12 protein-coding genes and 1 riboswitch are annotated in these 12,806 nt (G+C 55.5%); all 12 genes read right to left on the bottom strand.

The features are described from left to right. Positions 1-5 precede the first annotated feature (5 nt). Positions 6-770 carry an SIMPL domain-containing protein gene (locus tag MHI24_RS17255; protein ID WP_340020761.1) on the bottom strand — a complete coding sequence of 255 codons (765 nt, stop codon included), beginning with the start codon at positions 768-770 and terminating at the stop codon, positions 6-8. A gap of 191 nt (positions 771-961) precedes the next feature. Beyond that, positions 962-1,231 carry an HPr family phosphocarrier protein gene (locus tag MHI24_RS17250; RefSeq protein WP_036690075.1) on the bottom strand — a complete coding sequence of 90 codons (270 nt, stop codon included), beginning with the start codon at positions 1,229-1,231 and terminating at the stop codon, positions 962-964. Positions 1,232-1,328: 97 nt separating this feature from the next. Continuing rightward, positions 1,329-2,258, bottom strand: a complete 930-nt coding sequence (gene whiA, locus MHI24_RS17245; protein ID WP_340020760.1) for a DNA-binding protein WhiA — start codon at positions 2,256-2,258, stop codon at positions 1,329-1,331. Positions 2,259-2,277: 19 nt separating this feature from the next. Then, entirely contained in the window at positions 2,278-3,219 is a 942-nt protein-coding gene (locus MHI24_RS17240; RefSeq protein ID WP_238650960.1) for a YvcK family protein, read from the bottom strand. A 53-nt stretch (positions 3,220-3,272) separates the two neighbouring features. After that, on the bottom strand, positions 3,273-4,175 hold the full coding sequence (gene rapZ / locus MHI24_RS17235) for an RNase adapter RapZ (RefSeq protein ID WP_340020759.1): 903 nt from the start codon (positions 4,173-4,175) through the stop codon (positions 3,273-3,275). A 45-nt stretch (positions 4,176-4,220) separates the two neighbouring features. Then, positions 4,221-5,171 carry an ROK family glucokinase gene (locus MHI24_RS17230; RefSeq protein ID WP_340020758.1) on the bottom strand — a complete coding sequence of 317 codons (951 nt, stop codon included), beginning with the start codon at positions 5,169-5,171 and terminating at the stop codon, positions 4,221-4,223. A 171-nt stretch (positions 5,172-5,342) separates the two neighbouring features. Beyond that, positions 5,343-6,605, bottom strand: coding sequence for a DUF438 domain-containing protein (locus MHI24_RS17225; protein WP_340020757.1), 1,263 nt, complete (start codon positions 6,603-6,605; stop codon positions 5,343-5,345). 14 nt (positions 6,606-6,619) lie between these two features. Then, positions 6,620-6,847 (bottom strand): DUF1858 domain-containing protein, encoded by a 228-nt coding sequence (locus MHI24_RS17220; RefSeq protein WP_340020756.1) that lies wholly within the window; start codon positions 6,845-6,847, stop codon positions 6,620-6,622. 292 nt (positions 6,848-7,139) lie between these two features. After that, the gene (gene thiC, locus MHI24_RS17215; RefSeq protein WP_340026715.1) at positions 7,140-8,828 is read right to left on the bottom strand and encodes a phosphomethylpyrimidine synthase ThiC; all 1,689 of its coding nucleotides are present in this window, start codon (positions 8,826-8,828) and stop codon (positions 7,140-7,142) included. Between the two features lie 162 nt (positions 8,829-8,990). After that, a riboswitch (TPP riboswitch) is annotated at positions 8,991-9,097 on the bottom strand. Positions 9,098-9,160: 63 nt separating this feature from the next. Next, positions 9,161-10,114: a thioredoxin-disulfide reductase gene (trxB, locus tag MHI24_RS17210; RefSeq protein WP_340020755.1), complete on the bottom strand. Its 954-nt coding sequence runs from the start codon at positions 10,112-10,114 to the stop codon at positions 9,161-9,163. 43 nt (positions 10,115-10,157) lie between these two features. Continuing rightward, complete coding sequence (locus tag MHI24_RS17205) at positions 10,158-11,588, bottom strand: tetratricopeptide repeat protein (RefSeq protein ID WP_340020754.1); 1,431 nt, start codon at positions 11,586-11,588, stop codon at positions 10,158-10,160. Positions 11,589-11,837: 249 nt separating this feature from the next. Continuing rightward, positions 11,838-12,785, bottom strand: a complete 948-nt coding sequence (locus tag MHI24_RS17200; protein ID WP_340020753.1) for a ribose-phosphate pyrophosphokinase — start codon at positions 12,783-12,785, stop codon at positions 11,838-11,840. Positions 12,786-12,806: the final 21 nt, after the last annotated feature.

The following is a 12,806-nucleotide window of genomic DNA, read 5'->3' as shown; positions in this document are numbered from 1 at the left end:
GCGGTTTATTTCAACTCGTACGTCACGTTGAGCTGAGTGGTGATCTTAACCTGCCCTGGCTCCACGGAGCTGCCACCATTGCCATCCATAGCGGATTTCTGCATAGCCTCTGCTTGAGCGAAGACTACCGGATTATTCCCGTCATCACTCTGAACTACAGTGACCACCATGCCCAGTCCGCGTTTGGCTGCTTTGGCAATAGCTGCCGCTTTGACATCTGCATTCTGCATGGCCTTTTCGATTGCCTGTGCTTCAAAAGCTGACGGATCTTCGATCGCAAACCGAACGTTGCCGATGTTGTTCGCACCGGCTGCCGAAGCAGCATCGAGCAGTTGTCCGACCTTGGTCAGATCGCGGTAGGATACCTCCAGCGTGTGCTGGGCGTTATAGCCTTTTACCTTCTGGCCGTCCTTCTCGCTGTAAGTGTAGTTAGGCTGTACGTAGAACTGGCTGCTCTGAATGTCTTTGTCCGCAATGCCCCAAGTAGTCTTGAACAGTGCCGTCAGCTTGGAGATCTTCGCGGCCGTGCCCTTCTGTGCCTCCTGCGCTGTATCCGCCGTAGTGGTTACCCCAATGGAGAGATAAGCGATATCCGGTTTGATCGACAGCTCGCCTTTGCCTACCACGTTCACAATATTCTTCTGCACCTCATCCGCGTAAGCCCTTTCAGGTCCCTTTAGTCCTCCGCTCAATCCCATTCCTCCAATCATCAAGCTCCCTGCCAGCAATACCGCACCAACCGATTTCACCCATGTTCTCACGCTTGCCATCCCCTTTCGCTTCTATTAAGTGTTATTACCCTCTAGACGGGCCAGACTGGTAAAGGTTGCATAAGAGATAAGTAATATTTGATAATTTTATTTGGTGTCCAGCCAGAAGCGCCGGATGATATTTCCGTCCGCTTCGGTTATGGCGGTATGAAAAAAAGCCCCTAAGGGCTTTTGGTCAGACATTGTAAAAATTATTGGTTCTCCAGTTCTTCCTTGCTCACTAGACTGGTCAAAGCGGTTACAGCCTGTTCCGCATCGGCGCCGTCTGCGCTGATATGAATCTCCGTACCGGAACTGATTGCCAGGCTCATAATGCCCATGATGCTCTTAGCGTTAACCTTTTTATCGTCTTTCTCCACGAAGATCTCCGACGAGAACTTGTTAGCTTCTTGCACAAACAAGGCTGCCGGCCGGGCATGGAGCCCCGTCTTCAACCGGACAACTACCGGGTGCTTTGTCATGAAACGCTTACCCCCTATTTAAGATCTGCCCAAAAATTTCACATTAATTTTATAATATTATATCATTATAACGCCTACGGCACTAGAAAAAAAATAATCAGCCGCCCCGCACCTTGTCCGCCAGCTCGTCAATTTTGCGCAAACGGTGGTTTACTCCCGATTTACTGACGGTGCCGCCCAGCATATCCCCGACTTCCTTCAGGTTGATGTCCGGGTGGGCCAGTCTGATCTCGGCGACCTCCCGCAGCTTATCCGGCAGGTTCTCCAGTCCCACCTCGCGCTGCAGCAGCTTGATGTTCTCAATCTGGCGTACGGCGGCGCTGATGGTCTTGTTGAGATTGGCCGTTTCACAGTTCACAATCCGGTTGACCGAGTTGCGCATATCGCGCATGATCCGCACATCCTCGAATTTGAACAGCGCCTGGTGGGCTCCGATCAGACTGAGGAACTCGATGATCTTCTCGCCTTCCTTGATGTATAGGATGAAGCCTTTTTTGCGTTCTATGCAGCGGGCATTCAGGTGAAATTCACCAGCCAGCCGGACGAGCGCCTTGCAGTGCTCCTCATACATGGAAGCGATTTCCAAGTGATACGAGGAGCCCTCCGGATTATTCACCGAGCCGCCGGCCATGAACGCTCCGCGCAGGTAGGCCCGCTTGCAGCAGTTCTTGCCGACAATTTCCTCATCAATCCCGTCCGTGAAGATGAAGCCCTCCGAGACAATCCGCAGATCCTTCAGGATCTCCTGCACCTGGTTCGGGATTCTTACGATATAGACGTTATTCTTCTTCAAACGCATTTTTTTACGCACGAGCAGCTCGATATGGACCTGGTAATATTTCTTAAGCAAAGAATATACCCGCCTTGCAATCGCGGCATTCTCCGTCGATATGTCAAGAACGACCTTTTTGCTCGAAAGCTGCACCGAACCGTTCATACGGATAAGCGCTGACATTTCTGCTTTCTCACAGCAGGGAGGGCTCTCGATCATCGTCAGCTCTTTTTTGGTAAGGGCCGCAAAAGACAAGGGGCTCACCTCTTTCGTGTTAACTCTTTCTGTTAATCCAATCCTGCACCAGCTGGAAAATATGGTGGCTCAGCTTATCTGTATCATGCCTTAAATACGTCCGGAATAATACAAGCTTGTCGGCGATCACCTTATACCCGTTCCCGTCGACGGCTTCGCGGTCAAGCTGCACCGGGCGGGCGCCCTTCTCAGCATATTTGACCTGAACCTGCTCGGGGATCTCCCCGTCATTCACAATCACATAGTCGAACAGATGCAGCCCGATATGGTCGTATACCGCCTGGAGATGGTCATTCACCGTGTAATTATCCGTCTCTCCGGGCTGGGTCATTACATTGCATACAAAAATCTTGATCGCCTCTGAAGCGACTACCGCCTCTGCCAGCTTAGGCACCAGCAGATTCGGCAGAATACTGGTATACAGGCTGCCCGGACCCAGCAGAATAGCGTCTGCGCTGCGGATCGCCTCCAGTGCCTCCGGCAGCGGTTCCACATCCACCGGCTCCAGGAAGACGCGTTTGATAACGCCCCCCGCCTCGGGGATTTTGGATTCCCCGGACACAATGGTGCCGTCTGCCATCTCTGCATGGAGAACCACCGCCTCACCGGCGGCGGGCAGCACCCGGCCGCGGACGGCGAAGAGCCGGCTCAGCTCTCTGACAGCCGTGACGAAATCGCCGGAGATGTCGGTCAGTGCGGCCAGAATCAGATTGCCCAGGCTATGCCCGGCGAGCCCTTCCCCGCTGCTGAAGCGGTACCGCATAATCTGCGCCATCAGCGGCTCAACATCCGCCATTGCTGTCAGCACGTTGCGGATGTCCCCAGGCGGCGGCATCTGCAGCTCACTGCGCAGAATGCCGGAGCTTCCGCCGTCATCCGCCACGGTGACGATCGCTGTAATATCAAGCGGCTTCTCCTTGAGCCCCCGCAGCATTACGGAGAGTCCGGTTCCCCCGCCCATGACGACGATCTTGGGGCGCACTCCTTGTTCTTCCGCCACTATTATCCCTTCTCTCATCCATGCCGGTCACGTTCGGAATCCCGATGGCTGACAGCTACGGATTCCGTCTCGCTAACCCCTAGCATTTTGCCCAGATATTCAGCGATGGCTACCGAGCGGTGTTTGCCGCCAGTGCATCCGATGCCGATAATAACCTGGGATTTGCCTTCTTTGTGGTATTGCGGAATCAGGAATTGAAGCATGTCTAACAGCTTGGTCAGGAACTCTTGCGTTTCAGGCCATTTCATTACATAGTCGTACACTTCGTTGTCTTGGCCTGTCTTGGGCCGCAAATGATCCACATAATGCGGATTAGGCAGGAACCGGACGTCGAACACCAGGTCAGCGTCAATCGGAATGCCATACTTGAAGCCAAATGAGGTAATGTTCACCGAGATCGTGCTTTTGCCGACATGGGAGAACCTTGACACGATTTTGGCCTTGAGCTGCGCCGGCTTCATGCTGCTGGTATCCAGACAGAGGGTCGCTGAATTCTTCAGCTCCTCCAGCATCTGGCGCTCCATGCGGATTCCATCAAGCGGCATCCCTTTGGGGGCCAGCGGATGATGTCTGCGGCTCTCTTTGTAGCGCTGGACAAGCACCGAATCGGTTGCATCCAGGAAAAGAATCTCGAAGCCGATTGTAGACTCATCCTTAATATACGCCAGAGATTCGGACAAGGCGGTGAAGAACTCCCGTCCTCTGAGGTCGATGACCAGCGCCACCTTGGCAATTTTGCCCTTCGACTGCTCAATCAGTTCAGCGAACTTCGGGATGAGTACAGGCGGAAGATTATCGACGCAGAAGAATCCGAGATCCTCCAGGCTCTGCACCGCGATCGTCTTGCCTGCACCGGACATGCCTGTAATGATAATCAGGGTGGCGTGACCGGGTAATGTTTGCTCGGTGTTGGTCATTACAGCATCCCTCCCCAAGAATAGTATATGAATAATTCCCGCTGCTTAAGAACGCAGCACCAGACCAGCGGCACCAATAATACCAGCGTCATTGCCAAGGGCCGCAGGCACGATCGAGACACCGGTCTGCAGCGGTGCAGGAGCAAGCTTGGCGAACACCCGGCGGACCTCATCGAACAGAATATCGCCTGCCTTGGAGACCCCTCCGCCGACGATGAACACTTCCGGATTCAGAACAGCAGCAACGGACGCCATAGATTTGCCCAGGTAGAACGCCGCCCGGTTCACGATCCGCAGGGCAGCTTCATCTCCGGCCTTGGCGGCATCAAATACTTCCTTCGCAGCAATCTTCTCCACAGTGGACAGCGAGGTGCGGTCTCCGCGGGCTACAGCATCATTCGCCATACGGATAATGCCTGTCGCCGAGGAAACGGTTTCCAGACAGCCCATATTGCCGCAGCCGCATTGGATCGCCTCCAGGTCAGGTACCACCGAGATATGTCCAAGCTCTCCGGCCAGACCGGCGAAGCCCTGATATACCCGGCCGTTAATGATAATACCGCCGCCGACACCCGTACCGAGCGTATAGCAGACACAGTTGTCAATGCCGCGTCCTGCACCGCTCCAGGCTTCACCCAGCGCTGCCACGTTGGCATCATTGTCTATTTTGACTGGCTTGTTCAGACGACCCTCCAGAATGGAACGGATCGGCACATCCCGAAATCCTATGTTCGGCGCAAGGATAATAATGCCTTCACGAATATTCGTAAACCCGGCGAGCCCCGCTCCCACACCGGCCAGCTGGTCCCAGGAGTACGGAGAATCCTCTACAATCTGACGCACATACTTCTCGATATTGTCGATGACAGCATCCACGCCGTCCGCAGTCCCTGTCGGACCCTCGTAAGTGTGCAGCAGGCTTCCTTCGGCATTGCAGATTCCAACCTTAATCGTGGTACCACCTAAATCCACGCCAACGTAGATATTTTCAGACATGTAACAAGCCACCTTTTTCTATGCTAAAATAGTTAATCCTACGTACCCACTATAATAGAACCCTCCCCTGCGGTCAAGGAAAGGCGATACACCCGGGTCCCAGCGTAGCAAAAAGACTCTCAGCGCCGCTACCCGCGTGAAAGTCCAATTGTTTCTTCTATAATAAATATGCTATTCCGACAAAATCCGCTTCTGGCCCTCCAAGGCACGGATCGGTGCGATATTCTGGGTGAATTCCAGCGTTCCCATATACCGCCCGTCTGCATCACGCACGGCAAAGTACCGGATATAGATGAACTTGTCCTTGATGTTAATCCAGAAGTCCTCAGCATCCTTTACGCCCGCCTTGAAATCAGCCAGCAGCTTCTCCACAACATGCACGCTCTGCGGCGGATGGCAGTTCTGCACCGTGCGGCCGATCACAGCCTTCGTCCGGGCAAAGATCCGTTCCTTGCCGTGCGAGAAGTAGCGGACGACATCGTTCTCATCGATAAAAGTGAGGTCCACCGGCAGGTGATTCATCAGCGTCTCCAGCTGGTGGAGCGACAGCAGCCCGGTCTCGAACCGGATGAAGCCCTGCGGCGACAGCCCTTCCCCTTCCGCCGCCGGCACCTCTGCACCCTCAGGCTCAGCAGCGCGTTCCGGTATCCACTCCTGCTCCGGGGCTGCCAGGCAGAAGCCGATCTCGGCGCTCTCCCGGGCGATCCGCACCCACTCATCCTCGGTCAGCTTATCCAGCGCCATCGGCAAGAGAATATTCTCTTCCTTGAAGATCATCTCATTGACTTCCTTGATAATCTCTTCCAGTGAGGCTGCGATCTGCTCTGTCTCCCCGTTGAAGGTGTTAAGTGCCTTCTTCGCTTCCTTAATCATGCTGCGGATGCCGTCATCGACGCCCCACATGACCTTGGTCGGGCCATAAATGCCGTACTTCTCCAGGTAAGGGAACAGCAGATTCTCCTTGCGGCTGTAGTGCTTGTCGAGATCCAGCAGCAGGCTTAAGTCCTCCAGCAGCTTGTAAATCATCTCATCGCTGGCCTTCTTCTTGAACTTGTCCTTATGCAGCTCCAGCCGGAAGTTAACCAGCCGCTCGATTTCCCGGTTCTCCAGCTTGAAGGTATGCACGGGGTGGCCGGGCTGCTCCTCAGGCTTCGAAGAACGGTGAATCTGCTCAATCGAGCCTTTGAAGATGGCGGTATGCACGGAGCAGAGCCGCTGTACCTCCTCTACCGGAATACCTTCCTCTGTCATCAGAGAGTGTTCCATGGCGGAGATTTCCGCGACCGTCACATCACCTACCGCCTCTTCAAAACGCGCCTTGACCTCCTCCACACTTTTGCCGGCATGAAGCTCCTTGATGATCTCCCGCAGCATCGCCTGACGGCGCGTCTGCTCCGGGACACCGGCCTCGCGGTTATTAATCAGCTCGCTCATATTCTTCTCTCCTTCTATTCGATAATCTCGAAGCCGCGGCTCTCAAAGGCCCGCCGAACGGTCTCCGGCTCTATACGCTTTAACTTCATGCCCTTGGACAGCGTCATGAACCGTCCTGCCGTCTGCAGCATTCCAGGCTTGGTAATGTCACGGAAGCCCAGCTCCACCATAATATCCACAACCTCCGGGTGCCTGTTCACCAGTTCGAAGACCGGTTCATCCAGCCTAAACGTTTTGCTCATTGTTTTGCCCACCTCACAAGTGAGAATTCTTCTCACTCACAGCTTAGCATAGGGCATGGAGTCACATTGTGATTGCAGTCACAAATTGACCCCACAAAGTGAAGCTATAGCGCAGGTGATAACTCAGATACTTTGCGGGGACCCCAAAACATACAAAACACCCCACAAAGTGAAGCTGTAGCTTCGATGATGACTCAGGTACTTTGCGGGGACCCCAAAACATATAAATTCTCAACTAAAAAAAGCTGCCCCCCGCTATGAACAGCAAGGGACAGCCACGATATGAGTCTGATTAGAATGACAGCGATTTGCTTAGATTATAGCTGTTACGCAGTTCATGCGAGATTCGCATGCTGCAGAATTTAGGGCCGCACATGGAGCAGAAATGCGCCTGCTTCGCCCCCTCTGCCGGAAGAGTCTCGTCATGATACGCGAGCGCTCTTTCCGGGTCCAGGGAGAGATGGAACTGATCCCGCCAGCGGAACTCGAACCGCGCTTTGGACAAAGCATCGTCCCTGTCCTGCGCACCCGGATGACCTTTGGCGAGGTCTGCGGCATGTGCAGCAATTTTATAGGTAATCACGCCTTCGCGTACATCATTCCTGTCCGGCAGGCCCAAATGCTCCTTGGGCGTTACGTAACACAGCATCGACGTACCCATCGAGCCGATCATTGCGGCCCCTATAGCCGAGGTGATATGGTCATACCCTGGCGCAATGTCCGTAGTCAGCGGCCCCAGCGTATAGAAGGGGGCTTCCCGGCAAATCTCAAGCTGCTTATCCATATTCTCCTTGATCTTATGCATCGGCACATGCCCCGGGCCTTCTACCATCACCTGAACGTCATGCTTCCAGGCAAGTAGCGTCAGCTCTCCCAGCGTCTCCAGTTCGGCGAATTGGGCTTCGTCATTAGCATCGGCAATGGAGCCGGGCCGCAGTCCGTCCCCCAGCGAGAAGGCCACATCATAACTCTTCATAATCTCACATATGTCTTCAAAGTGGGTGTACAGGAAGTTCTCCTGCTGATGGGCCAGGCACCACGCAGCCATAATGGAGCCGCCCCGCGATACAATACCGGTCATTCTCCGGGAGGTCAGCGGGATATAGCGCAGCAGCACCCCGGCATGAATGGTGAAGTAGTCCACCCCCTGCTCCGCCTGTTCAATCAGCGTATCGCGGTACAGCTCCCAGGTTAGATCCTCCGCGATGCCATTCACCTTCTCCAGGGCTTGGTACAAGGGCACCGTGCCGACAGGCACAGGTGAATTGCGGATGATCCATTCCCGGGTGGTATGAATGTTCGCGCCGGTGGACAGATCCATAATGGTGTCGGCTCCCCAGCGGGTAGCCCACCGCATCTTCTCTACTTCCTCCTCAATGGAAGAAGAGACTGCCGAATTTCCGATGTTCGCATTGATCTTCACCAGAAAGCTGCGGCCAATGATCATCGGCTCGCTCTCCGGGTGATTAATGTTGGCCGGAATAATGGCCCGGCCCGCAGCAACCTCATCCCTTACGAATTCCGGCCGGGTATTCTCGCGGATCGCGATGAACTCCATTTCCGGTGTAATGATTCCTTGCCGGGCATAATGCATTTGCGTTACATTGCGCCCGGCCTGCGCCCGGAGGGGCTTCCGCTGCAGTCCCGGATATGCTTCTGCAGGCGGCTTGCTCCCGCGGATGCCGTTATCCTCGGGCCGCACCTCTCTCCCCAGGTATTCCTCGGCATCACCGCGCTCCTGTATCCAGTGCAAACGGTGCGGCGGCAGCCCTGTGCGGATATCGGCCGCTTGCGCAGCATCGGTATAGATACCGCTGGTGTCATAGACACGCAGCGGTTCATTCTCCTGATCCCCGGCAACGCCCTCGGTTCGGCTAAGGCTAATCTCCCGCATCGGAACCTGAATATCCGGGCGCGAGCCCTCCACATACACCTTACGGCTTGCGGGGAACTGTGAAAGATCCACCGCTTCGTTCTTCATCCTTACTGACATTCCTATCTCCTCCTCTTGGCTTATGAGCTAATCAGATAAGAGGTCATACAGCAGATTGAGCCGAAGAATTCATGGATTCCTGCACGTCAAAAAGCCGCTCCACCTGGAGCGGCTTATCCAAAGAAGCAGCCTAATAAGACTGCATTTCAAACAGGTCCGGCTCCACTTTCCTACGCTGGTATGATCCAGATCAGGTTCAAGGGTCCGGAAATTCAATTTTCCCGTCTCAGCCTATTCAGGCTCCCCTAGCGGATATCTTATCTAATTGAGTGTATTCTACCTGTTACAGTAAATATTGTAAACCCTTAATTATTCAAAACCTATTTGTCCAGCGATTCGCTCCAGTCATGCACCATGCTGCCTTCCAGGTACTTCTCGGCATCCATCGCGGCCATACAGCCGGTTCCGGCTGCCGATATCGCCTGGCGGTACCGGTTATCCTGCACATCGCCGCAGGCGAAGACACCGGGGATATTCGTCTCGGTCGTGCCCGGCTTCACGATAATGTACCCGTTCGCATCCGTGTTGATCTGCCCGCCCAGGAAGGCGGTATTCGGAGTGTGCCCGATCGCCACGAACACGCCATCGGCTTCCAGCAGCTCGGTCTGGCCGGTCTCGTTGTTCAGCACGGTGATTCCCTTCACGCCGGTATCGCCCACGGTAATCTCGACCGGGGTACGGTTGAGTGCCCAGGATACCTTACTGTTATCGCGTGCACGGTCCTGCATGATCTTGGAGGCGCGCAGCTCCGGACGGCGGTGAACCAGCGTAACATTAGAGGCGAAGCGGGTCAGGAAGCTGGCCTCCTCCATGGCGGAGTCGCCGCCGCCGACCACGACAATCTTTTTGCCGCGGAAAAAGAAGCCGTCACAGGTTGCGCACGTGCTGACCCCGCGTCCCACATTCTCCTGCTCGCCCGGAATGCCCAGATATTTCGCGGATGCTCCGGTCGAGATAATCACCGATTCCGCTTCCAGCACACCCATCCCGTCAACCGTCACCTTGAACGGACGCTGCGAGAAATCAACCGATTCCACCCAGCCGTTCTTGAACTCAGCGCCGAAGCGTTCCGCCTGCTTGCGCATATTGTCCATCAGGTCCGGTCCCAGAATGCCTTCAGGGAAGCCTGGAAAGTTCTCCACTTCTGTCGTCGTTGTCAGCTGTCCGCCAGGCTGTAAGCCTTCAATGACCAGCGGGCTCAGGTTCGCGCGCGCCAGATAAATCGCGGCCGTCAGCCCGGCCGGGCCTGTTCCGATTACAATCGTCTTGTACATTTGCATTGGCCTCCTTGTAAGTGGGTTAAGTATCATGCACAGTTTACACTCCGGTGGTGGATGGCGGCAAGCCACCCGTTCCCGGCAGCTTGCCGCCAGCCGGCTCCTGGTTCTCAAGAGGGGCGCCCGCTTCCTCGCGGTGACCCCCGATCAGCCGCTGCAGGCTGAACAAGGCTGCCTCCTGCAGGCGGTCCGTCTGCAGCAGCTCCTCCTCCAGCACGCCGCGCAGCGACCCGGACAGCTCCTCGTCCTCAATCCAGCGGAGGGCTTCGGTCACCTGAAACTTCGTGGAGGCGTCCCCGTAACGCAGCGCCCAGAAGAATGAAGCGCGCAGCAGCGGGTTATTCCGCACCTCTTCCGTGAAGCGGCCGGGCTGGCCCTTCCACTGCTTGAGCTGCTCCTGGAAGGGCAGCTGGTAATTGTAGCTGACCGCAGGCATGGACCGGCCTTCCCCCTGTGCCTGCTGAAGCTGGGCCAGGAAGAACGCCGGCACAGCCGAGTCCGGGTCCAGCTTGGCGGCCTGCCTCCAGCAGCGCAGCGCCTCACTGTACCGGCCGCTGTTGCTCGCCGCCGCCGCGCAGTAATGGTAGAGCCCGGCATCGCCGGAGACCTCCTCATCCTTCAGCAGACGGCGGAAATGGCTGTAAGCCGCGTCATGCCGTCCCAGGATGCCCATCGTGGTCGCCATTTTGAACACATGCTCCTGGTGGAACGGCACAGTCGCCTCCAACATCGCCAGCAGAGGCTCCAGCTGCTCCTTCTCGCCCGCATACTGCAGGAAGATCGCCATGTTGCAGAGCGCATGAAGGTTGCCCGGGTCCTGCTTCAGCACCTCGTTCAGGCATTCCTGCGATTTGGCGAACCGGCCCATGTAGAAATAGGCCAGCGCCAGGTTATTATGTGCCGCCAGGAAGTCCGGCGTGCTCGCCGTAATCTCCTCCAGCAGCTCCACCGCCTGGGGGAATTTGCCCTCCTCCAGCAGACTGCGGGCCTTGTCATGCTCAAAGGCACCTTCGCGGCTGCGGATGCGCACCAGCGGAGCCGGACGGTTCAGCTCATATTGCAGCAGCTCCATCAGCTCCTCCGATTCAGCGATGAACTCGCCGCTGGCATCCTCTTCGAGGTAAGTGACCAGCGCGCGCTCCGCTTCTTCAAAGCTTTCCATATTCGCGAAGTTATTAGCCATATAGAAATGGCATTCGGTCATGGCCGGATCAATCTTCTCCAGGACATGGGCCAGAATCTTATTCGACTCTGTATAATTCCCCATCTCCGATAATATACCCGCCATATTGCAATGATTCACCGGATTATCCGGCTCATATTCAACAGCTTTGCGAAAATTCTTTAATGCCTTGTCATATTGAAAGCGGTCCAGCGACCGCACGGCTCGTTCAAAGAAGAAATTCGCATCCAGAGTCACCGGAATGACCTTAAGGTCCTCTGCGGTATGCTCTGAAGTTATCTCCATCATGGAAGCAAGACACCTCCCTTAATCAGCTTCCCCAGCCTTGCCTGTTCGTTTCCATTTACGGTTCCGGCTGTCTGTCTTCACACAGTATACCACATGTGGCAGGGAGATTCTCAATCTCAGAGAAGGCTGAGGGGGAGGTAAAAGCTTGAAAAGCTGCAGCCTCGCAGCTGTGTTTCTCATAGACAGGTGAACACAGGGCTTCTCCGGCAGTCCGGCCGAGTCTATGGGCAGAAAAAAGAGACGCAGGCGTTAAATCCCCGCGTCTCTGAACAGCTTGTCTATGGAACCGCCCTCGATGATAATTCTCGTGGCTTCGGCCAGCATGGGAGCGACCGAGAGCACCGCGAATCGGCTGGAATGCTCAGCCGGCAGGGCGATAGAATCCGTGATGACGATCTCATCGATATTGGGGTGATCCATGCGCGTCAGCGCATCCCCGGAGAACAGGCCGTGCGTTGCACAGACAATGCTGTTCCGGGCGCCCCGCTCCTTCAGTCCCTCGACCACGTTCACGATCGTGGTTCCGGTATCGATCAGATCCTCGATAATGATCGGCGTTCTGCCCTCCACATCGCCGATGACATGTGTAATCACCGATTCGTTGTGGGCCGGACGCTTCTTAATCATAATGGCGAACGGGGAATCGAGCCGGCTGGCCAGCTTCTCGGCCATGGAGGCGCGTCCCGCATCCGGGGAGACCACCACCAGATCGCTCAGCCCCTTCACCTTCAGATACCCGCTGATCAGGTCAAGCGCCGTCAGATGATCCACCGGAATATTGAAGAATCCTTGAATCGCCGCCGCATGGAGATCGATGGTAATCACCCGGGTCGCGCCAGCAGTCGTCAGCACATCGGCGACCATTTTGGCGGAGATGGGCTCACGCGGGGCCGATTTGCGCTCCTGCCGGGCATACCCGTAATACGGAACGATAATGTTCACCGTTCTGGCCGAGGCGCGTTTGGCGGCATCAATCATCACCAGCAGCTCGACGAACAGCTCGTTAATCGGATGAGCCAGGGATTGCACCAAAAATACGTCGCAGTTCCGGATGCTCTCTTCATAATGCACATAAATCTCGCCGCTTTTGAAACGTGTCAGTTTGACCAGGCCCAGCGGTGCGCCAAGGCGCTCCGCGATGTCAGCGGCCAGCTTCGGATTCGACGAACCGGAAAAAATCCGTAATTGATGATGCATAATACCCTCCTGGGATTCAAT

It is taken from the genome of Paenibacillus sp. FSL K6-1096 (assembly GCF_037977055.1).
Lineage (GTDB): Bacteria > Bacillota > Bacilli > Paenibacillales > Paenibacillaceae > Paenibacillus_AQ.
The sequence above is the reverse complement of the archived record's forward strand: the minus strand, read 5'-3'. Positions and strand labels throughout refer to the sequence as shown.